This window comes from Tenacibaculum ovolyticum DSM 18103 (assembly GCF_000430545.1).
In the GTDB taxonomy this organism is placed as follows: Bacteria; Bacteroidota; Bacteroidia; order Flavobacteriales; family Flavobacteriaceae; genus Polaribacter; species Polaribacter ovolyticus.
In genome coordinates, this window is sequence record NZ_KE387166.1 from 13,358 (window position 1) to 36,688 (window position 23,331).

Annotated in this window: 22 protein-coding genes; 13 read left to right on the top strand and 9 right to left on the bottom strand. The window is 27.6% G+C overall.

Going from position 1 to position 23,331, the window contains the following annotated elements; translation table 11 throughout:
- Positions 1-19 precede the first annotated feature (19 nt).
- Entirely contained in the window at positions 20-580 is a 561-nt protein-coding gene (locus H518_RS0117875) for a hypothetical protein (protein ID WP_043707279.1), read from the top strand.
- A 77-nt stretch (positions 581-657) separates the two neighbouring features.
- Here H518_RS0117875 and H518_RS0117885 read toward each other — a convergent pair whose 3' ends face one another.
- The 6 genes from H518_RS0117885 to H518_RS0117910 all read right to left on the bottom strand — a co-directional run bounded on the left by H518_RS0117885 (position 658) and on the right by H518_RS0117910 (position 6,476).
- Positions 658-1,923, bottom strand: a complete 1,266-nt coding sequence (locus H518_RS0117885) for a hypothetical protein (protein ID WP_155995262.1) — start codon at positions 1,921-1,923, stop codon at positions 658-660.
- Positions 1,924-1,999: 76 nt separating this feature from the next.
- Positions 2,000-2,641 carry a response regulator transcription factor gene (locus H518_RS0117890; RefSeq protein WP_028890348.1) on the bottom strand — a complete coding sequence of 214 codons (642 nt, stop codon included), beginning with the start codon at positions 2,639-2,641 and terminating at the stop codon, positions 2,000-2,002.
- Positions 2,642-2,708: 67 nt separating this feature from the next.
- Positions 2,709-4,361: a tetratricopeptide repeat-containing sensor histidine kinase gene (locus H518_RS0117895; protein ID WP_028890349.1), complete on the bottom strand. Its 1,653-nt coding sequence runs from the start codon at positions 4,359-4,361 to the stop codon at positions 2,709-2,711.
- A gap of 65 nt (positions 4,362-4,426) precedes the next feature.
- On the bottom strand, positions 4,427-4,969 hold the full coding sequence (locus tag H518_RS0117900) for a hypothetical protein (RefSeq protein WP_028890350.1): 543 nt from the start codon (positions 4,967-4,969) through the stop codon (positions 4,427-4,429).
- A 104-nt stretch (positions 4,970-5,073) separates the two neighbouring features.
- Complete coding sequence (locus H518_RS0117905) at positions 5,074-5,754, bottom strand: ZIP family metal transporter (protein ID WP_028890351.1); 681 nt, start codon at positions 5,752-5,754, stop codon at positions 5,074-5,076.
- Positions 5,751-6,476, bottom strand: a complete 726-nt coding sequence (locus tag H518_RS0117910) for a class I SAM-dependent methyltransferase (protein WP_028890352.1) — start codon at positions 6,474-6,476, stop codon at positions 5,751-5,753. The genes H518_RS0117905 and H518_RS0117910 overlap by 4 nt, the downstream gene beginning before the upstream one ends.
- A gap of 112 nt (positions 6,477-6,588) precedes the next feature.
- On the opposite strand from H518_RS0117910, the gene H518_RS0117915 reads away from it, so the two are divergent.
- Complete coding sequence (locus tag H518_RS0117915; protein WP_028890353.1) at positions 6,589-7,767, top strand: THUMP domain-containing class I SAM-dependent RNA methyltransferase; 1,179 nt, start codon at positions 6,589-6,591, stop codon at positions 7,765-7,767.
- 63 nt (positions 7,768-7,830) lie between these two features.
- Here H518_RS0117915 and H518_RS0117920 read toward each other — a convergent pair whose 3' ends face one another.
- Complete coding sequence (locus H518_RS0117920) at positions 7,831-8,973, bottom strand: serine hydrolase domain-containing protein (RefSeq protein ID WP_028890354.1); 1,143 nt, start codon at positions 8,971-8,973, stop codon at positions 7,831-7,833.
- 298 nt (positions 8,974-9,271) lie between these two features.
- Positions 9,272-10,081: a hypothetical protein gene (locus H518_RS0117925; RefSeq protein ID WP_028890355.1), complete on the bottom strand. Its 810-nt coding sequence runs from the start codon at positions 10,079-10,081 to the stop codon at positions 9,272-9,274.
- A gap of 532 nt (positions 10,082-10,613) precedes the next feature.
- Between H518_RS0117925 and H518_RS0117930 the strand changes: the two genes are divergently transcribed.
- Positions 10,614-10,910: a hypothetical protein gene (locus tag H518_RS0117930; protein WP_028890356.1), complete on the top strand. Its 297-nt coding sequence runs from the start codon at positions 10,614-10,616 to the stop codon at positions 10,908-10,910.
- A 373-nt stretch (positions 10,911-11,283) separates the two neighbouring features.
- On the opposite strand, the gene H518_RS0117935 is transcribed toward H518_RS0117930, so the two are convergent.
- The gene (locus tag H518_RS0117935) at positions 11,284-12,969 is read right to left on the bottom strand and encodes a hypothetical protein (protein ID WP_028890357.1); all 1,686 of its coding nucleotides are present in this window, start codon (positions 12,967-12,969) and stop codon (positions 11,284-11,286) included.
- A 312-nt stretch (positions 12,970-13,281) separates the two neighbouring features.
- On the opposite strand from H518_RS0117935, the gene H518_RS0117940 reads away from it, so the two are divergent.
- From H518_RS0117940 to H518_RS0117985, 10 genes are all read left to right on the top strand, one after another.
- Positions 13,282-13,662, top strand: coding sequence for a hypothetical protein (locus H518_RS0117940; RefSeq protein WP_028890358.1), 381 nt, complete (start codon positions 13,282-13,284; stop codon positions 13,660-13,662).
- Positions 13,663-13,940: 278 nt separating this feature from the next.
- Positions 13,941-14,861, top strand: coding sequence for a type I restriction-modification system subunit M (locus H518_RS0117945; protein WP_028890359.1), 921 nt, complete (start codon positions 13,941-13,943; stop codon positions 14,859-14,861).
- Positions 14,862-15,071: 210 nt separating this feature from the next.
- Positions 15,072-15,617, top strand: coding sequence for a hypothetical protein (locus H518_RS0117950; protein ID WP_028890360.1), 546 nt, complete (start codon positions 15,072-15,074; stop codon positions 15,615-15,617).
- 23 nt (positions 15,618-15,640) lie between these two features.
- Positions 15,641-17,449, top strand: coding sequence for a sensor histidine kinase (locus H518_RS0117955; RefSeq protein ID WP_155995263.1), 1,809 nt, complete (start codon positions 15,641-15,643; stop codon positions 17,447-17,449).
- Complete coding sequence (locus tag H518_RS0117960; RefSeq protein WP_028890362.1) at positions 17,446-18,069, top strand: response regulator; 624 nt, start codon at positions 17,446-17,448, stop codon at positions 18,067-18,069. Before H518_RS0117955 ends, H518_RS0117960 begins: the two co-directional genes overlap by 4 nt.
- 97 nt (positions 18,070-18,166) lie before the next feature.
- Positions 18,167-19,270 (top strand): trypsin-like serine peptidase, encoded by a 1,104-nt coding sequence (locus tag H518_RS0117965; protein WP_028890363.1) that lies wholly within the window; start codon positions 18,167-18,169, stop codon positions 19,268-19,270.
- A gap of 25 nt (positions 19,271-19,295) precedes the next feature.
- Complete coding sequence (locus H518_RS0117970) at positions 19,296-20,168, top strand: hypothetical protein (RefSeq protein ID WP_028890364.1); 873 nt, start codon at positions 19,296-19,298, stop codon at positions 20,166-20,168.
- 72 nt (positions 20,169-20,240) lie between these two features.
- Positions 20,241-21,188, top strand: coding sequence for a nucleotidyltransferase family protein (locus tag H518_RS0117975; RefSeq protein WP_028890365.1), 948 nt, complete (start codon positions 20,241-20,243; stop codon positions 21,186-21,188).
- Positions 21,188-22,858: a ThiF family adenylyltransferase gene (locus H518_RS0117980; protein WP_043707281.1), complete on the top strand. Its 1,671-nt coding sequence runs from the start codon at positions 21,188-21,190 to the stop codon at positions 22,856-22,858. The genes H518_RS0117975 and H518_RS0117980 overlap by 1 nt, the downstream gene beginning before the upstream one ends.
- Positions 22,855-23,322: a Mov34/MPN/PAD-1 family protein gene (locus H518_RS0117985; RefSeq protein WP_043707284.1), complete on the top strand. Its 468-nt coding sequence runs from the start codon at positions 22,855-22,857 to the stop codon at positions 23,320-23,322. The genes H518_RS0117980 and H518_RS0117985 overlap by 4 nt, the downstream gene beginning before the upstream one ends.
- The last annotated feature ends 9 nt before the right edge of the window (positions 23,323-23,331 follow it).

Genomic DNA, 23,331 nt, shown 5'->3' on the forward strand with positions numbered 1-23,331 from the left:
CCAATCAATCAACAATAAGATGAGAAACATAATCAAACCCATAGTGTTCGCTTTAATTTCAGTTGTATTTATACAGTGTGGAAACAATACGTATGACATTTCTAAAGGTAAAGTAGGTGCACTAACTATAAAAACAACAATGCAAGAGGTTGATGGAATTTTTGCTAAAGATTCTATAGTAAAAGAATTGAGCGAAGGAGCCAAAGGAAATAACTTTTTTCAAGAAGATGATAAGTATATGATTTTTGAAAAAGGAGGGAAGCATTTACTAACGATTATACCAAAAGAACAATTAGATTCAACATCAACAATAAAGAGTATTGAGATTTTTGATGAACGTTTTAAAACAAAAACAGGTTTAAATATTAATTCTACATTCCAAGAAATTAATGCAAATAATAATATAAGTAAAGTAGAATCTTCATTCTTATCAGCAACTTTATTTATAGATGATTTAAATGCTACAGTTTCTATTGATAAAGAAGATTTAGGATTAAAAGACTTTAGTACTCAAAAAGTAAGTAAAGATCAAATACCTGATTTAGCTAAAATAAAATCATTAACCATATGGTTTAATTAATAAATAAGAAAAACCGAAACAAATGTTTCGGTTTTTTTTATGCTAATTTTAAAAATAGCAACTATTAAAAGTAACATTTACTTTTTCCAATTTATACTAATATCGTCTGTTACTGGGTTTATTTTTAAACTAAAATATTTATTCTGCTCATTGGGGGTTAATATAATCTCTTTATCATCATAAGTTTTTATTTTTACAAAACTTACATTAGGCCTTTTCCCGTCAACAGGTTCTGGAAGTTTAAATAAAGTAGGGTTAACTGTAGAGACATTTAGAGAATTTGTTTTTAAATTATTAACCTCATATTTAATTTCAAATTCTTTATAACTAAAGGTTAAAGTAGATTTACCACCTCCACCATATGGTTTTTTATCTGATTTACAAGTAATTCGGCCTATAGTTTGCTGTTCTGTTTTAGAAGTAAAAAGATAGCCTCCACCATATCTTTGATCCCAATTGTTAATTACAATTGAATTTTTATCGAAGCTTCTTCCATTAACAGGTAAAATATTTATAGCAGTACTTTCTCTCTCTTGATCTCCTTTCCAATTACTCGAACCGGTACTACAATTGTATGTTCTTTGCTGAGAGTAAAATATTTTTTTAGGTAACTCTTGTTCATAAAAAGCTTGTGCAGTTCCTATATTTAAAGGTGTTAATGGTATTATAAACTTATCTCGTCTTTCTCTTTTACGTTTAAATAATCCTTTCTTCCATTTAAAAACTATTTCACCAATTATATAGTTTTTATCATCATTTGTTTTTATAAAAGCTGAATCAATAATAAAATTTAGTTTAGTGTTATTTGAAGTAGAAGGAAGTATTTTGTTTTCATTAATTTTTGCGAAAACTTCATAAGGTCTATCAAAGTTTTTACCAGTAGCACTAAAAGAATAATCTTTATCATAATTGAGTACAAATACACCAGTATTATATTTGAAAATGTTAGGTTCTCGGTTCTTACCAAAAAAATCATCAATTACCTGGGTTACACGTGTCGCAATAACATCAATATTTTCAATATTTTCTTTTATAGCTTTATTAAAATCATCTTTTAGTGATAAGATTTGATTATAAAGACCTAGTTGTTTTTCTCTTAAAATTTTATCGGTATTACCAATCGTTTCGTTAATATCTTTTTTTAATCTAGCGGATATTGATAATATCATATTACCAGTATTTCCAATACTATTTGTAATTAAATTATCTACAGAGTTTATTTGACTTGTTATTGATTTGTCTAATTCATCTAAAGCCATTAAAGCCGTTGCTCCACTAATTTGAGCGTATGAAAGTGATAAGGTAAATAGTGTAAATGCTAAAGTTAAAATATTTTTCTTCATAATATTTAGTTTTAATTGGTTATGAATCAAAATTATAAATATTAAGAAAGTGCTTTTATCCTTATAAATAGGTAATTTAAAATTGATACTTTTTATCAATAGCGTATTTCACTAATTCGTTACCCCCTTTTAAACTAAGTTTACGAATCATATTTTTTCTATGAGTATCTACCGTCGTTTTTGCTATGAATAATGCTTCAGCAATCTCTTTAGAGGTGTTACCGTTAGCAATTAATTGTAGTATTTCTTTTTCTCTATTTGATAATACAATTTTTTCAGATTTACCTATTGTAACGTTTTCATTTATATAATCATTCATGAAATTAAAAGCGACGTTTGGGTCAAAAAAAGTATCACCATTAGCTATAGTAACAATTGCTTTTGATAGCATTTTAATTCCTGAATTTTTAAGTAAATAACCAGAAGCTCCTGCATCTAACATTTGTTTTATTGCTTCAGGTTGATCAAACATAGTTAAGGCGAGTACTTTAATATGCGGGAATTGAGTTTTAATTAGCTTAGTGGCCTGAATACCGTCCATTCTTGGCATACGAATATCAGTAATAACCAATTTAGGTTGCTTTAAACTAACAAGTTTAATTAATTCTTCACCATTATTAACTGTTCCAATAATATTGATGTCTTCATCGTATTCAAAAAAAGATTGAACACCATCAATCAACATTTGATGATCTTCGGCCATAGCAATAGTTATCATAATTTATGTGTTTTACCCAAAGATAATAAATGTTGTTTTTTTAAATATACTTAGTATTAGGTATATGTTATATCACTGGAATATCCATAATTATAGAAGTTCCTTTGCCTATAGTAGAATCTACGTTAAAAGTACCATTCAAGTATTTTATTCTGGTTCGAATAGAGTTAATACCCATTCCTTCTTTTAAGGTTGTTTTATTATAGCTAAAGCCTTTACCATTATCTTCAATAATAATATTTAGGTTCTTATCGAATAGAGAAATATTAATAGTGGCTTCAGTAGCATTTGCATGCTTAATAATATTTGTAATAAGCTCTTGTATAAGTCTAAAAATTGTGATTTCTAAGTTGTTTTCTAACCTTTTATTTAAACCAAAATCTAAAACATGAATATCAATTTTATTAGCATCTGATATTTTCTCAGCCATAATTTTTATAGCTACTAATAAACCTTTATTAGCAATAACACCAGCATTTTTTGCATGGGCAATACTGCGGACTTTTAAGTAAGTTTCGTCAATTAAATTTTCAGTTTTCTGATAGAGTTCATCTTGATTAAAATGCTTTTTTTCTCTATTAAGTTTTAAGTTTTCAAAATGCAGTTTTAAAGTAGCTAATACACTACCAATGTTATCATGTAAATCTTCGGCAATTCGTATGCGCTCTTTTTCTTGTCCTTTTATCATAGCATTAATAGCCATGATTTCTTGTTCTTTAAGTAAGGTTAAGTTTTTTTGTTTTTCAAGTTCTTTTTGTTGTTCAGCAAGTAAACGTTTCTTTTTGGAGTTTTTTAGAAAAAGAAAACCAGTAGTTCCTGCTAAAATTAAGAATACTAGTGAACCATATAGTAGGTTACGATTTTGTTTTCTTTTGCCTTCAATTTCTAAATTATCTGCCCTTAATTTTACATTATCATATTTTTCTTTTATAGCAGAGATAGCAATATTTTGCTGCGTATTATTTATACTATCCCTTATTAAATCATATTTATCAAAATAAAAATAGGCTGATTTATAGTCACTAATCTCTTTGTATGATTGAGCTAATTTAAAAAAAAGTATTCTTTTTAAATTTAAAGCATATTTTTTGGGATTAATTTTTTCGGCCTTTTTAAATTTTTTTATAGCATTATAAAAGTCATTCTTTTTTTGATATAGATTCCCATAATTTAAATAAGTTGAGAAAATTTCTGTGGTTGAATTTTTGTCATAAATATCAAGAGCCTTTTCAAAAAAATAATTAGCAGAATCCTGTTTGTAATTTGTATATAATAGCCCTATGTTTGAATAGGTATTAGCTTCTATTTTTTTATTTTTTAGATGCTTAGAAAGATGTATTATTTTTTTGTAAAAACTTAAAGAATTAGAGTATTGTCTTTTTTTAAAAAATTTAATAGCATATTCTTTGTAAGACTTTATTTGTTTTATAGTGTCTTTTGAATTATTAACATAATTAATAAAACCTGTAAAGTAAATTTTTGGATCAAAAGGTAAATTTTTTTGGGAATTTAGTAATGTATAAATCTGAAAATTACATTCAGCTACACTATCAAAGTTATTTTTATGTTGATAGCACGTTCTGGCTTTTAAATAGCTTTTATAAGCTAAATGATGTTTGTTTAGGTTATCAAAATTTATTCCTTTTTTAAAGTAATAAAAACTGGAATCATTGTTTATTCTTTTTTGGCTTTTATTCTTAAAAATATTGTTACTGCTCATAACATTGTAATTAACGATCAATGTAGCTATGAGCAGTTTATTAAAAAAAATCATTCAATATAAAATTATGGATTTCCAACAATTACTCCCCCTCCAGCTTCATTTGGTCTTATAAATTTATTTAATGTACCATCATCATTATATATAACTACATGAACTATTTTCTTAGAATCAATAGGGTCAAAAGAAGGTAGACTAGGGTCTATGTTTTTTAAATCTTTAAATTTAATTTTTCCTTTTAATAAATGAGACATTGATTGCTCTCTCGCTTGTGATGATGTACTATCTGTAATATGAATAATTATTGTAGAGTATATTTCCCTATTATCATAGTAAGCGTTTAAAACTTTATAATTTTTGTTAGGAACAGGAGTTTCAATTTGTATATATTTTTTTCCTTGTTGATATTGATAGTAGCTAACATTTGGAGAAACATCTAAATTCTTTTTGTAGTTAACTTTTAATGTTCTTAAATCAATAGATTCACAACTGAAATTATTTTGTACTTCTAAATTTATGGAAGGACTAAAATCTAAAATTGTTTGTTTTTTTTTGCAACATGAAAGGATAGTTGTTACAAGTAAAATTAATATTATTTTTTTTTTCATGATTAGTTTGGTTATAAATTAATAATATTTCAAATATCATAAATATACAACTATTAAGAACTACCTATAAATAGGTATCTTATATTATCTAAATATAGGTAAAATTAAGATAAGGTAAAAACGGTTAACAAAACACCCAAAAGAATTGCAGTAAACTTCTGAAAATTGAATTTGTGATTTTCTGAACTTTCAAAAAGTATAATGGTAGAAATATGAAGAAATACTCCAATAATTAAAGCCGTTATTTCGGTATGATAATCATTAAAAAACGACACTTTATCAGAAACTAATATTCCTAACGGGCTCATTAAAGCAAAGAAGCTTAAAAAAAAGATAATAGTTAGTTTACTATATTTTGTATGTATTAAAAAAGTAGTTAAAACAATTGCGATAGGAATTTTATGAACAATAATAGCCCAAAGTAAATTATCGCCAGTATGGTGTATAGGTAAACCTTCAGAAAAAGCATGAATACATAAACTAACAAATAGTAGCCAAGGAAATTTAGAAGTATCAGAGTGTAAATGAATATGGCCGTGTTCTGCGCCTTTAGAAAAAGATTCTAAAACAGATTGAATAATAATACCTACTAAAATTAAGATTCCTATTTTCTTAGGACTATGAGTATGTGTATAAACTTCGGGTAGTAAATGTAAAATAGTAACTGATAGTAAATAAGCCCCACTAAAGGCTAATAATAAACGTACAAACTTATTATTTGGTTTTAAAATTAAAACAAATAAAGAACCTATTAAAACAGCTATTATTAATAAAATATAACTCATTCAGCAATTAAAATTAATCTATCAGATGTGTTCTTATCAAAATTATTTAAACCATAATCACCAAAAACATGTTTAATTTTTAAATTAGATTCTTTAAAATACGTTTGCATTTTATCTAAAGTTAAAAATTTTACCTGTTCAGTATATGTATGATTTTTTTCATCAGCAATAAAAGAGATGTGTTTTAAAATAAAACCATTTTTAATTTCTCTTTTAATATGAAATTCAATACCGTCTATTGTTTTTATTTCCTCTGTAACTAAAGTAGCTTTTACTTTTTCAACATTTAAAAAATCTAAAACGAATACGCCATTTTCATTCAAGCCGTTTTTTATACTTTTTAAAATAGCAATATCTTCATTGTCATCATCAAAATAACCAAAGCTCGTAAATAAGTTAAAAATAGCATCGTATTTGTGTTTAATAGGATCACGCATATCCCAAACTTCAAAATTAAGAGACTCGTTTTCAGATTTTTTAGCGTGTTTAATACTATTACTACTTAAATCACCACCTGTAACTTTATAGCCTAAAGAGTTTAAAAATACAGCGTGTCTTCCTTTACCACAAGGTAAATCAGCAATATGGCTTGATGCAGGTAATTTTAAAAACGAAGTTATATTTCGCATAAAAAATTGAGCATCAGCATCATTTCTATGTTTGTATAATGTATGATAATATGAGGTATCGAACCACGAAGTAAACCAGTCTGTTGTTTTCATAATTATAAAGTCTGCAAAAATACATAAATCTTACGTTTTTTATATTGAAACAAGAAAAGATTAACATCTACCCAAAATTAACTGTATTTTTGCAATGAAATTTTACAGTTACATGGAGAAAGATTTTAAAATGACTGCTATTACTATGGCAGGTTTAGAGGGAGTATTAGTAGATGAACTAAGAAAACTTGGTGCTCAAGACGTTAAAGAAGGAATACGTAATGTTACTTTTAAAGGAGATACAGGGTTTATGTATAAGGCAAATATTGCTTTACGTACAGCTATTCGTATTTTAAAACCAATTAAAAAGAGTAAAATTTTTGATGAAGAAGATTTATACGAAGCAATACAGCGTGTAAAATGGGATCGTTATATTGATGTTGATGGAACTTTTGCTATTGGAGCTGTTGTTAATTCTAAGAATTTTACAACAAACTCACATTACATTAGTTTAAAATCTAAGGATGCTATTGCAGATTATTTTATGCACAAGTATAAAAAACGTCCGAATGTAGATTTAAAATACCCAGATGTTAAAATACATATTCACATTCATAATGAATGGTTAACTATTTCATTAGATTCTTCTGGAGATTCACTTCATAAAAGAGGGTATAGGAGCGCAACCAATATTGCACCTATTAACGAAGTGTTAGCAGCAGGTTTGGTATTGTTATCAGGTTATAAAGGAGAAGAGAATTTTATTGATCCAATGTGTGGTTCTGGTACAATATTAATTGAAGCAGCAATGATTGCTAATAATATACCTGCAAACATTAACCGTAAACATTTTGCATTTGAAAATTGGAAAGATTACGATGAAGAGTTGTATTTTGTAATTCAGGATGCTTTATTGAAAAAAATAACAAGTTCGCATTTTAAAATAATGGGGTTTGACAAAGCACCATCTGCAGTTACCAAAGCAAAGCAGAATATTATAAATGCAAATTTAGAAGAATTTATAGGGATACATCATGTAAACTTTTTTAACTCTAAGAAAGAAGTATTTGGTAAAACTACGATATTGTTTAATCCTCCGTACGGAGAACGTTTAAATATTGATGTAAATGAGTTTTATGGAAAGATAGGTGATACTTTAAAGCATAACTATCATGGATCTACAGCGTGGCTAATAACTTCTGATATGGATGCCTTAAAAAATGTTGGTTTACGAACATCTAAGAGAATTCCACTTAAAAATGCTGATTTAAATTGCCGTTTCGTAAAATATGAATTATACGAAGGAAGTAAAAGAGTAAAGAATGATTTAGAATCTGAAATAGATGAATAATAGAAAGCCCTTTAAAGAGTATTTAATTCTTTAAAGGGCTTTTTTAGTTAGAAAAGAATTATTCTAGTTTGCTTTATTTAAAAATAAAGAGTTACATAATTGAGAAGCTTCTTGAATATATTTATCAACATTAGATAGTACTATAATACCTGTTTTCAATCTTTTATCTAGCATTAATATCGAAGTAAACCCGCCAGTACCTCCGTTATGAGTAAGTACAGTAAAATTTTCATCTTCAATAATACCCCAACCTAAGCCAATACAAGTGTTGTTTCCTTTATCAAATGTTTTTTTCTGTGGTAAATTATAAACAATGTCGTTTTCAAAGTTTTTACGGACAAATTTTTCTAAATCCTTAACTGAAGATTTAATAGAACCTGCACCTGATGCTACTTCATCAAAATTCCAATAAGGAACTATATTCCCATCTTTATCTCTTCCTTCAACTAATTTTTTTGGATCGACATTTGCTAGTAATGTTGTAGAATTATCCATATTTAATGGTTTAAAAATTATATCATGTAGTAATTCTTCATATGTTTTTTGTCTTTTTTGAGCCAAAATATATCCTAACATTCCTGTTCCTAAATTAGAATATAAATACTCAAAACCACTTTCTGAACTTAAAACAAGATCATTTTGTAAATAACTTTTTAAGTTATCTAATGTGTATGTAGCATAAGGATCACTTGCATTGTATCCTTTTATTTCACCAATGTTTGTTGGTACAACAGGTAAACCAGAAGTATGATTTGCTAGTTGCAGTAGTGTAATGTCTCCACCAGTTGGAATTGAAAAATCAAATTGACTGCTTAGAGTTTCTGTTAAAGTAGCTTCATTTGTTGTAATTAGCTTTGATAAACAAATGCTTGTGAAAACTTTAGTAATAGACCCAATTTCAAAAATATTATCCGAATTATTGGTTACTTTTAAAGTATTCTTATCATTTATTACACCTATATATTCAGTAGATTCATTGTTTATAATTGCAATAGCAACTTGACTATTTAAAGGTAAGTTAGAAAGGTTTTCTTCAATTATTTTTACATATTCTTGGTTTGCAATATCCTTTTTTAATGTACTCGATATAGATATTGGATCTTCAGTACAGCTTATGAAAAAGATAGCTATTAAAAGAAGGTAAACTTTTATTTTTAATGTTTTTATCGATTGTTTTTGATAGTTGTAACGCTTTAAAGTATTCATGCTTTTTTTAAGTTTTGTTTAAATATTATTTTAAAGCAAAACTATATGAATAGGCATCTTAGAAGGTTTCAATTTGTTAAAAATGAACAAATCGGGACTTCTTTTTCTAGATATTTACGACCATTCTTGTAAATATTTAAAAAAAACATGGAAAAAAGCTTTTTAAAATAAACAAGTATTCATTTTAAAATCTTTTAGTTTTTAGAGAGCTAGATATAAAATATAAGACCTGAAAAGGGCTTGTTCTATTGCTGTATTGTAAAATTAGAGGTTTGTACAATGATTACTTTTTTTACACTTAGTTACTTTCTAATTTTAATACAATTCTATTTTTTCCAAGAACAAAATCATCGGTTATTTCCTTTTTATCTTTGTAGACTATTATTTCGTTGATAAAATCTGTTAATATTAATTTATCCTTTTCAAATTTCCAGTTGAATTGTTTAAAAGTACCATTTTCAGAATTCCTCAATGTAATTACATCTAAATTTTTATGAGGATGAAGTGTTCCAAAATAATTTCGCACCTCATATTTATCATATTCATTGAAATTTTTTAAGTCTCCATCTTTTTCAAAGACAATAATTTTGTCGTTAAAAGTGTAAGTTCCAGAAATCAATTTTTCATTGAAATATCGTGTAATACTTCTACTAATACCTTCAATTTTTTCATTTTGTCCATTTAAAAGATTATAACTACTATCTTGATGTACAAGTAATTTTTTTAAATTATTTCTTTTAGTAAAAAAATATTTTACTGAATCAACTTCCCCATGACTATAAAGCTGAGTTAATAAAAGTCTATGTCTATTTTTAATCAGAGCATACATATCTCCAAAAGAATCGAATATTGCTAGGGTATCAGTATCATAATTCAGTTTGTAATTTAAGTTCATAATAGAACCATAACTTTTAATAGAATCATTTTTTATTTCCAAAAGAATAGCAAACCAAGTTGGTTGTTTTACTCTATGCTTAGCTATCTGTTTATCAGTGATTATTTTGTCAAAATAATTATTTAATCCCCAAATTCCGTTTAATTCAGTTCTATTAAGTTGAGGTTTTTTCTGTTCAATTCCCTTTTTTTTTTGATTCGAATTACAATTCAAAAAAAGACAAATTATTATTAAGTAAATTTTGTTTCGCATCATTAAGTATAACCTGTTTGTATATGTTTTTTTGCGTGTTTAAGAACCTGATTTAGGAAATACAAAGCTAATATAAAATCTGTGAGGGTTTTCGTAAGTAGGCTAAAGTTAGCAATAAATAATATGCAAGAGTGTTGGACACATTAATTAACCCCAATACTTTTTATTTTATGACAAATGCAAAACACCTTCTTAAAAGCTACCGAGAACGTACAGGTGTATCTCCATGGTATTGATACAGGAAATCTTTCAAAGATATAGCACCACAAACTGGATGCAAGTATTCTTATTCTCTTTTCATACCACATTATTTTAAAAATTCCGATTGAAAGACTTTTCAAAAACTACTATCCAGAAATTATTAATAATTGTTTACGTAATGGAATCGCTCTAAAAGATAGACTTTTAGAAGAGATGAAAGCACCGCATATTGATAAGCGATTAATACTTGTAGATACTATTGTTGACCGCCTTATAGAACTAGGTAAGAACTATGAGAACTAATCCTCTCGTAGTTACCTTATACCCAAATTCCCTTGGTATGGGCTATGTTATCAGCGAAACACCTAAGGAATTGATTAATTATGGTATTGCTAGAATCCGTCCTTTGACCAAGGATAAATACGTCAAAAGACTTCTAACTTTTATTAAGGAATACAAACCAACCCTTATTTTACTTCGAGGATATACAGATGCTGATAATAGAGTTAGCAAGCGAGTTATGAAGGTTATTGATGCTTTTGAAATGGAAGCGATAAAATTAGATTTACCTATTTTCAAATATTCATGAGATGATATAAAGGAGACTTTCAGCCAATTTGAAGGGAATAGTAAATATTCTATTTCAAAAACTATTACTTCTTGGTATCCAGAATTAAAACGGTTTATGCCAGATATTCGAGTATATCCAAATCCCGAACATTACCGAATGGGAATATTTGATGCTTTTTCGCTTATGCTAACACATCATTATTTGGAGTAATATTACCTGTTTGTTTTTGTCAATTTTGACGAACAGAATATTGGAAAGGCTAAGAATAACCATTAGATATGTGCCTTTAATAAATAACCCCAAGATTCATCTTTGGGGTTATTTGTTAAAAAATATTTTATAGATATGTATTTATCATACATCATTAAACTAAGTTTATATTATAAAAGTACTATTTCGTTTTTATTTTCCCTGCACCTATAACAAATTTATAACCAAATTGAAGTTGAAAAAAATTAGCATCAGCCCCTTTTGTCATATCATCAAATGTTATAAGTTTTAAGAAAATAGCATTATTCTTTTTCTCTACAGGATAATAAGAAAATTCAGCCTCATTCCTCATAACTAAAAAATTATTGTGATCTTCAAAACCTTTTATTTTGTTATATGAGTTTTGATTATAGTCACTTAACTCAAATGAGTAATTAAGACTAAAATTCTTAAACCTTTTAAATTCAAAATTTATTCCACCACCCATTCCTAAGGTTTTATAGCTCTCAACTCCAGATGTAAGATTTATTCTAGATAATTGATATCTTAAACTTCCATACAAACCTGTTTCAAAAGGTAATTCTTTTAATAATTTAAAGTTTAATAAAAAAAGTTTTACCCCAGTATCTAAATACGATTTTCTTAAATGTTCTATCCTTGTTTCTAAGGTCTTAAAATCGGAACTACTACCATCTGTTAACGTTAAAAACTTATCATTGTCATCAAATCGAGAGTAAGATATATAAGGCTTTATCTTTTTTAATAGAAAAACATTTCCTATAAAATGAGTATCCAACCTAAACGGAATAATAAAGAAATCGGCTTGTCCTGAAAAGTTTGTAATACCATTAGCACTTTGATTAGCTAAACCCAATATATCAGTATATGCTCTTAAATCTATCACGTTATTCAAACTTGTAGATTGCCTTAATTCATAAATATTAGAAGATTTTTTATTTGTTTTACCTTCCTTTGTTTCAATAGGAAATGTAAAGCTTTCATCATGGGGGACATAATTACCATTAGGTTGAGAAAAATAACGGAACACATCAGATACTTTTACGCTATGGTTTTTGTATTCAGATGCTCCATTTTTATCTGTTTGTATAGATGAATTACCTAAATAATTTCTCCCCGAAAGCTTGTTAAGTCTAAGTAATGAAATTCCTACAGAATTTTCAAAAAGATATATTTTACCGTTAATGCCTTTCAAATATACTTTAATATCTCTTAAAGTTCCTTCGTATAAATCGATAGTGATTTTTTCAAATTTCAAATACTTAATATCAATACAATTTTTTCCTTTTTTTATTGAGTCGCGACATGATTTTGTAAACAAAGGAATACTTTGACCATCTTGTGGGAACCAAAAATTACCAAAATGCATCTCCGATTCCTCTGAAAAAACATTTGTTAAAACTTCATTAGCAATGGGGTCTTTAATAATTTCATTCTTAGAAATCACTTTTTTGTCTCCAAAATATAGATAGGTCGTTTCTTCTTGCTTTTCCTCTTGCTTTTCTTTAAATCCTACCGAATAATCATCAGGAAGACTTATTACACTATCCAAAATTTTTTGATTAACATTTTTTTGAGAATAAAAAGAAAGAGATGTTTTGGCTACATCGTATAAAGAATCTGTTTGTTTCTTTAATAAGATAGCTTCTTTATAATATTCAGATATTTTGGGGGACAATATCTCGCTTAAAACTTTTAAAGAATCTTTAGCTTTTTTAAAATCTGCATAACTTATTTTTAATATACTGTCTTGTTCTTTAAGGTCTTTTTTTGCTTCATTAGTATAATTTATTTGGGCAAATGTGAGAGTGGGAATAAAAAAAAATAGATAGATAAATGTTTTTTTCATAATATTAAGTTTGGTTTATGCTAAAAATAGCACTTATCAACTTAATATTACAGTGAAATCACCCTAAAATTAATGAATTAGGAAATAATTACATGTAAATATATTTTTCTTGCTTTTTTATTTAAATAGTTTTTTAAAAAAACATTGTATTTTTATGTAAAATACTAAATGTCATTAACTTAAAAAAGACAGTTAGGTTGTCGTTATTATTAATTTCTTGTAGTTTTTTTTCATGTTTATGTAAAAAAAACTGCAATAGATTCGTCTCAGAATAATTCTACTACCTCAATTCCAAGTCCATATAGTTCTTCTATGGATTCATTTATATGGAATTCACAACCCGATAGTAACTCTTCATATATAAAAGTAGCTTGCAGTAATTCTAAATTTGATATTAAACAGGCGTATATAAACCACCATAACAGAGGTTTCGGTATTGATGTAAATGAAAATAACACCCTTATATCAAAACCATTCGTTCAAAATGGCAGGAAAATGAAAATTCATATATCTTATAAGAATAATGAGGTAATTTTATTCGGCTTTTATGAAGGATACTCGCTAAATTACACATCAACGAGAATTAACTGGAAATCTATAAAAAAAGGAGATTCCAATATAGGAACTCCTTGGTGGGAAGTAATGAATTCTTTTTCTTATGTCGTTGATAACCTAAGTGAGCAATATAGGTGATTTCTGAAAAACAAAACTTATAAAATCTCTATTATATAAAATAAAAGTGTTTTTGATTTACAATTTACGATCTCTTTTGTATTATCATTAACCCTTTACTTTCTTTGTATAAAAGACCTACTATTTTTTAGTAAAATATAAATTCATATAATTATGGATATCCATAATTATATGAATTTATATTTGTTATTTTAGAGGTTTAAAATCACAAAAAGAACAAGAATGCAGGAATTACATTTTCCTGTTTTTTTACATACATCAAAAACAGATAATTATTAATGAAAAAATCATCTCATAATAAATTAGTATCCTTTATTTGGTCTATTGCAGATGACTGTTTACGAAATGTATACGTACGTGGAAAATATCGTGACGTTATTTTACCAATGATTGTATTACGACGTTTAGATGCCCTTTTAGAACCAACCAAAGAAGCTGTTTTAGAAGAATTAGCCTTTCAGCGTGATGAAGCTGGTTTTACTGAGTGGGATGAATCTGGTTTGCGTGAAGCTTCGAAGTATGTATTTTACAATACCAGTAAATGGACACTTCAAAAAATTAAAGACACCGCAACTAATAGCACACAAATTTTACAAGCTAATTTTGAGGATTATTTAAACGGATTTAGCCCCAACGTAAAAGAAATTATTGAAAAATTTAATTTACTAAGCCAAGTACGTCACATGGCAGCTAAAGACGTATTGTTAGATGTTTTAGAAAAATTCACCTCATCCTACATCAACCTAACTCCTTTTGAAAAAGAAGATCCTGAAGGTAGAAAATTACCAGCTCTTTCTAACTTAGGAATGGGGTATGTATTTGAAGAACTAATTCGAAAATTTAACGAAGAAAATAACGAAGAAGCAGGTGAACACTTTACACCGCGTGAGGTAATTGATTTAATGACACACATTATTTTCGACCCTATAAAAAATAATTTACCACCAGTAATGACTATTTACGACCCTGCTTGTGGTAGTGGTGGGATGTTAGCCGAAAGTCAGAATTTTATAAAAGATAAAAATGGTGAAATTCGTGCAACAGGTGATGTTTATTTATACGGAAAAGAAATAAACGACGAAACCTACGCTATTTGTAAATCGGATATGATGATTAAAGGAAATAATCTTGAAAACATTAGAGTTGGCTCTACCTTAACGATTATTAATTACTTCCATATTTCTAAAAAAAACTTATAAAGCAGGAGTTAAGAAAATATGTATCGTTTTGATATAGTTGGGTTTCTTCTAGAACAAACGATGTAAATAAAATTTTGGAATTATTGTATGAAGCGATTGAGAGTTTATATTCGATTAGTTAATCAAGATGATATATTTACCTTCACCAAGGTATGTTTTAAATAACATTCATGATCTAGTTTTGAGGCATAATTAAAATTATTTTAAATCATGAAGAAAAATACATTTTTAGAAAATGCAAAACACAAGCAAACCTTTCATAGTAAGGGTACTTATTGTAAAAAGAATAATGAAATAAAAATAGCTACTGAAATCCCGAAAATTTCTTTATCTGATTCTGAAAAAACATATAGTTTGAGTCTTAAAAAGCATGATGATATTTCAAGTGAATTCATTCCATGTATGCTTGCTGTATATGGACATGGTCATCCTACTCATAGAGGAAAAATAGGTGCAGGAAATCTAGATTGGGATAGAAAAAGGTTCCCTCTAAGTTCGATTTTTAAGTGTACGAACTTTCCTTGTGAAAAGATTTTGGTAATAACAGTTCATGATGAGGATTTTGAAGATTGGCATATTGCTATATATCGTTTTTTCGTTCAACATCATGTTTCATTTAATGATGATGAAAAAAACTTTGATTATGATATAAAAATTCTTCAAGATTTTATTGCTGGAAAGTCAAAGGAAATTATTCAACAAGAGGAACCTAGAACAGTGGGTGGAGGTGTAATTGATCCTATTACAACGCCATAAGTTAATACTATAAAAATTAAATTTTGAAATATTTGCTTCTACTATATTGCTTGTTTTTATCTAGTAATGCGTTTACGCAGCTAACTAGATTAGATTCTTTATTGGATAGTAAACTTTATACAGTTTTTGAGCGAGAATTGATACAGTTACAATCTTCTAAAAAAGACAGTAGTTTATATTGGTATTACAAAGGGAAATTACGGCTTAAACAGCGTAATATAGTAAAGGCATTTATAGCACTTAAAAAAGTAGATAGTATTCAACTCCCAAAGGTTTATAAAGGGTGGTATTATTATGTACTTGGAGATGTTTATAGATATAATAATCAAGAAGAAAAAGCATATTCTTTAAAGCTTAAATCTCAAAAATTATTTAATCTAAATAGCAATCTTAAAATGGCTAATGCTGTTAATTACGATCTTCATTATACCTTAGTTTCTCAAGATTTTTTAGAATATGATGGTGAATCTTATTTAAAAATATTTTTTAAAAATGCTGAAGAAAATGAAAATAGCGAACAATTACTCATAGCTCATTTAGGGTTGGTTTTCATGGGAATCTCACCCCAAAACACGAAGAATGCTATTTTTAACTTGCAAAAAGCAAGTCAATATGCGAACAGTATTGGAACACCAGATGCGCTATACAAATTACATAACTATAAAGCTGTTTTTTATCAAAGTTATACTGACGATTTGGATAAAACTAAAATTCATACAGATAGTATGCTACATTATGCAAATATGCTCAATTCCCCAGATAAGATTGAATCTTCTTTAAAAACAAAGGCATATACACATACACTACAAGGGAATTATAAAGAGGCAATTGTTCAACTTTTAAAGGCAGAAGTACTACCTATAAAAGAAAATATTTATAATAGGAAAATAGGATTATACAAGTATCTATCATTAAACTACGAAAATTTAAATAAAAAAGATGTTGCTTTTGAATACTATAAGAAAATGACAACTTATAGAGATAGTATTAATATTACTAAACAAAACACCATATTAACTCTTCTAGAAACGAATGAGTTGTCTCAAAAAAATTTAATTTTAAAGTCTGAACGGATAAAAGATAAAAATCTGCTATACCTAGTTATGACTATTTTAATTGCTGTAATTATTATATGTACAGTTCTGATACTATATTATCGGAGTAAGAAAAAGCTTGCAGAGAAAGAAAAAGAACTAAGGGCTATTGATGCTCGTAATGAAGAAAAAGATTTTCAAAGACAACGTATTGCAGGTGAATTACATGATAATTTAGGAAGTTTAATTGTAGCGATTCAACAATGTTTTGAAAATCTTAAGATTAATAAAAATCGCTTTCTTAAAGAAGAAGAAAATCTAATATCTAAAACAAAAGGATTATTGGATGATGCCTATCAAAAAATTAGAAATATGTCACATTTGGAAGATTCAGCTTCTAAAAACTCGGGGTATTGGATTGACGTTATTAAAGACTTTGCATCTATAATTAATGAAAGTGATCGATTATCTGTAGATGTCCAAAGCTATGGAGTAACTAATATTATAAATATTAGCATAGAGAACGACTTACGTCGCATGACTACTGAGCTTATTACGAATGCTGTTAAACATTCAAAAGCTTCTGAAGTCTCTGTAGATATTACTGTTTATGAAAACTCCTTAACAATTATGGTAGAAGATAATGGAATAGGCTTTGATAAATCTCAATCTAATAACAATAAGAAAGGATTAGGGTTATATAGTATCTATAAAAAAGTAGAAGAATTAAAAGGAAAATTAACGATTGAATCTGTTCCCAACCATGGAGCTACATTTATTATTGAAATACCACTATGATTAATATTGTAATTGCGGAAGATCACAACTGTCTTATTGATGGAATTGATATCTATTTTGAGTTTGAAGAAGATATTGCCATTGTAGGTAAAGCAAATGATGGAATAGCTTTATTGGAAACATTAAAACATAAACACGTAGATGTTGTTATTGTAGACATACGTATGCCTAGATTAGATGGAATCGAAGCAACCAAGCAAATAGTAGAAAAGTATCCTCATATTAAAGTTATCGCTTTTACAATGATAGGAAAACGAGAAACAGTAAATAAAATGATAGCCATTGGTGTTAAAGGATATTTACTTAAAAATGCAAGTTTGAAAATACTTTTGGAGGCTGTTAGAGAAGTATATTCAGGGAAAACATATTATGATTCTAATTTATCATTAGAAAAAGACTCAACAGCTACTATAAAACAAAAAAAACTGCTTACTAAACGCCAATATGAAATCTTAGAACTTATTGGTCAAGGATTAACAAATAAACAAATTGGAGAAAAACTATTTATAGGTGCTTACACAGTAGGAACGCACCGTAAAAATATGATCGAAAAATTAAACCTCAAAGGTAGAAACGCATTATTAGAGTATGCGTTGAATAGAAAATCCGACTTTGATTAAACTTTTATTTCTTATATAAAAATAAAAGATACCTTCATTAAGGTATTGCCTTTTTCACGAATCGTAACGTACTTGTCGTCAAATAAAAACAAGTATAATGGATTCAGAAAAACAACCTTCAGAGAACGAAAATTTCAGGCAATCTCCCAAAGATGTATTAGCTAATTTAAAGGCGTATTACAGTAACGAAGAAATACTTCGAAGTATTGAACTACAAGTAGATTTCACTAATGAAGAAACTTTTTTTAAAAGCCTACAAACATTTTTAAATGACTTTGAAGATGCACATGTAATTGAAAAGCTCTTTAATTCTTCTATTGAAGGTATTTCTGAGGAAATGGATTTATATAAACGAGCTGAACAAAGCATTATAAAAACAGTAAATCGACCTGTGTTTTTGATTAATAACGATCAAATTGATATTGCAATTACCACGTCTTGGGATAAACACATAAAAGAAAACCTTACTACAATTTCTAAAGTTATTCCTGCTGTAGGTCGTATTGAAATTACTGGAGATGATAGAAGAAAATGGGCAGGAACTGGTTGGTTATTAAAAAACACGGATATTATTGTTACCAATAGACATGTTGCTAATTTATTTGCTTCTGAAAAAGAAAAGGGTATTTTTCAGATAAAAGACAGTTATAGAAGACGTCCATTAGGAGTTAAAATAGACTTTAAAGAAGAGCACGATACCAATATAGAGCTTGAATTTGATATAAAAGAAGTAATTCACATAACAGAAAATTCAGAATTAGACATTGCTTTATTAAGAGTGCAAACTCAAAATCATAATGATCAGAAATTACCTGAAGGATTAGAACTTTCATACACACCTCCAACATTAAAAGAAGACGTTTATGTAGTAGGGTATCCTGCTTGTAATCAAAATGAAGATCTAAAAAATACATTTTTTAACAGCGTTTCTGGCGTAAAACAATTTGCTCCTGGAGCTTTTTTTCGAACGTCAGTTTCTAATTATATCTATAAACATGATTGCACAACTTGGGGAGGAAACTCAGGTTCTCCATTATTAGACTTTAATTCTGGAAAAGTATTAGGTATTCACTATGCGGGAACTTCAGAGGAATATACTGAGTTTCGAGCAAATTATGCAGTAAGTTCTCTATTCCTTATAGAACTTTTAGAAAAATTAGGTGAGAAATATACCTATGAAATACATCCAGAGAAAGAATAATTTTCAATTTAAAAAGACAAAATAAATGAAAAAAACAACATTCATTATAGCTATAAGCTTTGTTACGCTTTTAATAGCTCAACAAGAGAATAATCAAATTGAGGAAAAAGTAATAACTAATTCAGAAACCCTGATTAAACAAAACATAAGCAAAGAAATTTATTCATTAAGTAATGATATTCTAGAAAACACAAAACGGACAATTACCAATGAGAATAATATTGATAATTTATTCATTTCAAAAATAGGTACACAAGGGTTATTATTAACATTATTTTTGACTTTTTTAAGCATTTTAGGTCTAGATCAAATTATAAAACAAAAAACGGATAAAAAGATAAAAGCTTTAAAAAAAACATTTCAAGACTCAATTGATAATGTAAAGGAAGCTGAAATTAGAACGATACAACATATAAAGAATGCTGAAATTGATAATAATAATTTACGAGCTCAATCTAAAATATTATTGGTAAATGAAGTCACTACACCAGTTAATAAAGATTTACAACGTATTTTCATTAAAGGGTCTTCAAAAGTACAATTCAATTGCACTCAAATAAACATCAAAGAACTTACCTATAAAAAGATTAAAAATGAATTGGTCAATAAAAAAGGGCCACATCCTACGGATTTTGAGTTAATCATTTTTGATAATTCTAGTGCAGATGGAAGAAAATGGGATAAAACTTGCCTAGATGATGATATGATACCTCTTGTTAAAGAGTTTTTAAGTGAAGGAATTGGAGTTTTATATTATTCAAATGATCAATTTTTTCCTTCGCATAATTCAGAATATAAAAACATACCTAACAAACATCTATTAACATATGCGAACGTAGTACCGCATTTGTACAACAATGCAATGACACTACTAAAACTACAAAACCTTTATGCTTAAAATGCCTTCTTCGAGGTATTTTATTGCCTTAAAAAATGCACTTTCTTGCAATCAATAAAATATTAAAATATTATGGATATAACTAAAAGTGAATACCTCGCAGAGGTGTTAGAAAGCTATCGAATGGCACATGTTAACGATTTATTGGATAAGTATCGTGAAAAAAGAAAAGAAATAAAGGAAGCTATTGAGAGTAAATATACAACTGATATGTATAGTCCATTAAACTCTGGTTCCTATGCTAAATCTACAGCAATCAATAATAAGTTTGATTTAGATGTAATGATTCCTTTTAAACGGAATTCATTTGATACTCTTGAAGTAATGTTTGATGATATTTTTGATTTTCTTTATGAAAAGTATAAAGGTGAAGCTAATGTGATAAAACAAAAAGTATCCATAGGTATCGAATTTTATACAGATGAAGACGGTGATGATATCAGTATTGATGTTGTACCAGGAAGGGAGTTAAATAAAGATCAATATGAAGATGACAATAAGTTGAATCTATATATTAATTCTAGATATGGTTCATTAGAAGAACAAAGCTACATTCAAACCAATATCAAAGCACAAATAGATCATATAAAAAGTAGGGATAATGAACGAAAAATTATTCGGTTGCTTAAAATATGGAAAACTACAAACTCTGAAAAATATAAATCATTCTTACTTGAACTCATTACAATTAAGGCATTTGATAAAGATACCATTTCTGGAAACCTTTGGGAGCAATTAAAAGCTGTAATGGAATATATAAAAGACCATATTGCTAAAGATAATTTCACCCTTAAAGACCCAGGGAATAGTGGAAATGATGTTGCTGATACTTTAGAAACTCATGAAAAGAAAGGCATGTCTAATAAAATGAAAAACATGTTAGATAGAATAGAGGAAAATGAAGATAATTTAAAATTCTATTTCCCTAAGAATTCTGACTTCGAAGAAAATAATGGATATGGAGTAGAAACGGGTGCAGGATTGAACTCTAGACCACCAAAAAATGAACGTTTCGGATAATGGCAGCACAAAGAAATAAAACGATAATAAATACTATTGAAGAGCTTTCTTTTGTTTCTATAATTAAAGAATTTAAATCAGATGAACTCTCTCTTAAAGGGAGAGTTTCTATTGATTTTGAACTTTTAAATTTTCCTTTAGAATTTGATGTAGAAATTTCTTTACAATACCCATTCAAAAGTCATGATTCTGAAACTATAAATTTCAGTAATTCAGAATTATTAGAGTATAAACATGTTATGGGTAATGGAATGATTTGTATTCATACCTCACATTGTATTGATCTTAAAGAAAAGTTGAATATTGATTTCAGTTCACTTAAAAATTGGATAGTAAAATATTATATAAATAAAGAAGAAAACACACACTATGAACACTTAATTGTACCCGAACATACTTTTAAAAATAAGAAATGTGCATTTATATTTACTGAGGTAGATTATCAATTTAAAAAAGATGCTTATGGGTTTGTAAATCTAAAATTTCTTAATGAAGGATTCTTTAAAGATATAAAAATCACTAATTTTTTAACAGAGAGCTTTACTAATTTATCTGGTTTAAAATTAGCAAATTGTAAATGGAGTTCTTTTTATAAAAACATTTCAAACAATTATCATGGGGTTTATGTCTATATAGAAGAATCTCCTGCGATACTTAATAAATTTATTTATAACGATTGGAAGAGTTTTAAGTCTATTTTTAAAAAGAATTTTCTAGAATTTCTTTATGGTTTTGAAAAGGATTGCATAAATAAAAAACATTTAGGAGAACCGATTCCTTTATATATAGGCTATAAAATTTCTGAAAATGAAATTCATTGGCAAGTAGCACTATTGGAAATAGGGAAATTCCCTATAAGAGGGGTTAAAAAAGATCAAAAATGGTCAACAGAACTTATTGATGGCAAAATTACTTGGGGGATCTCTCGTAATTCCTCGTATTCATATTTCTTTGGTAGAGGAGTGTTTTCTGAAAAAATAACAAATAAAAAGATCCTAATTATAGGAACAGGAGCTATAGGAAGTATAGTGGCACATACCTTAACAAAAAGTGGATGTAAAAATATAGATTTATGTGATTATGATATAAAAGAACCAGAAAATGTATGTCGTGCCGAATTTCAATTTGCAAACGGTTTAACAGGAAAGGTTGAAGAGCTAAGGAGTACATTATCATATATTTCTCCTTTTGTTGAAGTAGAAAGTAGTGCTGATCAAGCTTACTTTGAATTTATATCAAAAGCTTTTTTTAATGAATCTATAGGTCGTCAAAAATTGGAAGAATATCTAAATTCATTTGATATTGTATTTGATTGCTCTACAGATAATGACTTAATGTATGTTTTAAATAAACTTGACCTATCGTGTGATTTAATAAATATGTCAATAACTAATAAAGCACAAGAATTGGTCTGTGCTTTTTATCCCAACATTTATGATTTTGTAATAAAACAATTTTCAGAAGTACTAAAGCAAGACACTGAAGATATGTATAATCCAACAGGTTGTTGGAGTCCAACTTTTAAAGCTTCTTATAATGATATAAACGTATTAGTACAGTATGCTTTGAAACATATTAATCTAAAATATCAAGATGATTTACCTAAAAATAATTTTGTTATTGAAACAGGATCTGAACAAGAGTATAAACTTAAATTAAAAGAATTTTGAAATTAAAAAACACAACTAAAGATGTTGAAATTATAATTTCAGATAAGCTATTTAGCAAAATTTCTACTTATGGTATTGATCAATATCCAAACGAGTTTGGTGGTTTTTTGATAGGATATTATAGTAATGATTTCAAAACACTAACTATTAGTGAAACGATTTTACCTAAGGTTTATAAAGGAAGCCCTTCTTTATTTCAAAGGAGTGTAGAGGGAATACAAAAAGATTTCGAAGAAGCTTATAAAAAAACACCACATCAGTATTATGTAGGAGAATGGCACACGCACCCTAATGGTTCAATACACTATAGTAATACAGACTTAAAAGCTATGATTAGTATTGAGCAATGCAAAACTGTACATATTAAAAATCCAATATTATTAATCATAAGTACGAACAAAGAATCTATTAATAATTTTAAGTTTTACTTATATGAGAATAAAAAACTTTTCCCTTTTATATAAATATCTTCA

What these genes read in the sequence shown, in the direction of transcription:
- H518_RS0117875 (WP_043707279.1), top strand. Translation starts at nt 20, where the DNA reads ATGAGAAACATAATCAAACCCATAGTGTTCGCTTTAATTTCAGTTGTA.
- H518_RS0117890 (WP_028890348.1), bottom strand. Translation starts at nt 2,641, where the DNA reads ATGATAACTATTGCTATGGCCGAAGATCATCAAATGTTGATTGATGGT.
- H518_RS0117980 (WP_043707281.1), top strand. Translation starts at nt 21,188, where the DNA reads ATGGCAGCACAAAGAAATAAAACGATAATAAATACTATTGAAGAGCTT.
- H518_RS0117920 (WP_028890354.1), bottom strand. Translation starts at nt 8,973, where the DNA reads ATGAATACTTTAAAGCGTTACAACTATCAAAAACAATCGATAAAAACA.
- H518_RS0117945 (WP_028890359.1), top strand. Translation starts at nt 13,941, where the DNA reads ATGAAAAAATCATCTCATAATAAATTAGTATCCTTTATTTGGTCTATT.
- H518_RS0117950 (WP_028890360.1), top strand. Translation starts at nt 15,072, where the DNA reads ATGAAGAAAAATACATTTTTAGAAAATGCAAAACACAAGCAAACCTTT.
- H518_RS0117940 (WP_028890358.1), top strand. Translation starts at nt 13,282, where the DNA reads ATGGATTCATTTATATGGAATTCACAACCCGATAGTAACTCTTCATAT.
- H518_RS0117960 (WP_028890362.1), top strand. Translation starts at nt 17,446, where the DNA reads ATGATTAATATTGTAATTGCGGAAGATCACAACTGTCTTATTGATGGA.
- H518_RS0117910 (WP_028890352.1), bottom strand. Translation starts at nt 6,476, where the DNA reads ATGAAAACAACAGACTGGTTTACTTCGTGGTTCGATACCTCATATTAT.
- H518_RS0117885 (WP_155995262.1), bottom strand. Translation starts at nt 1,923, where the DNA reads ATGAAGAAAAATATTTTAACTTTAGCATTTACACTATTTACCTTATCA.
- H518_RS0117905 (WP_028890351.1), bottom strand. Translation starts at nt 5,754, where the DNA reads ATGAGTTATATTTTATTAATAATAGCTGTTTTAATAGGTTCTTTATTT.
- H518_RS0117965 (WP_028890363.1), top strand. Translation starts at nt 18,167, where the DNA reads ATGGATTCAGAAAAACAACCTTCAGAGAACGAAAATTTCAGGCAATCT.
- H518_RS0117895 (WP_028890349.1), bottom strand. Translation starts at nt 4,361, where the DNA reads ATGAGCAGTAACAATATTTTTAAGAATAAAAGCCAAAAAAGAATAAAC.
- H518_RS0117930 (WP_028890356.1), top strand. Translation starts at nt 10,614, where the DNA reads ATGAGAACTAATCCTCTCGTAGTTACCTTATACCCAAATTCCCTTGGT.
- H518_RS0117900 (WP_028890350.1), bottom strand. Translation starts at nt 4,969, where the DNA reads ATGAAAAAAAAAATAATATTAATTTTACTTGTAACAACTATCCTTTCA.
- H518_RS0117915 (WP_028890353.1), top strand. Translation starts at nt 6,589, where the DNA reads ATGGAGAAAGATTTTAAAATGACTGCTATTACTATGGCAGGTTTAGAG.
- H518_RS0117975 (WP_028890365.1), top strand. Translation starts at nt 20,241, where the DNA reads ATGGATATAACTAAAAGTGAATACCTCGCAGAGGTGTTAGAAAGCTAT.
- H518_RS0117970 (WP_028890364.1), top strand. Translation starts at nt 19,296, where the DNA reads ATGAAAAAAACAACATTCATTATAGCTATAAGCTTTGTTACGCTTTTA.
- H518_RS0117935 (WP_028890357.1), bottom strand. Translation starts at nt 12,969, where the DNA reads ATGAAAAAAACATTTATCTATCTATTTTTTTTTATTCCCACTCTCACA.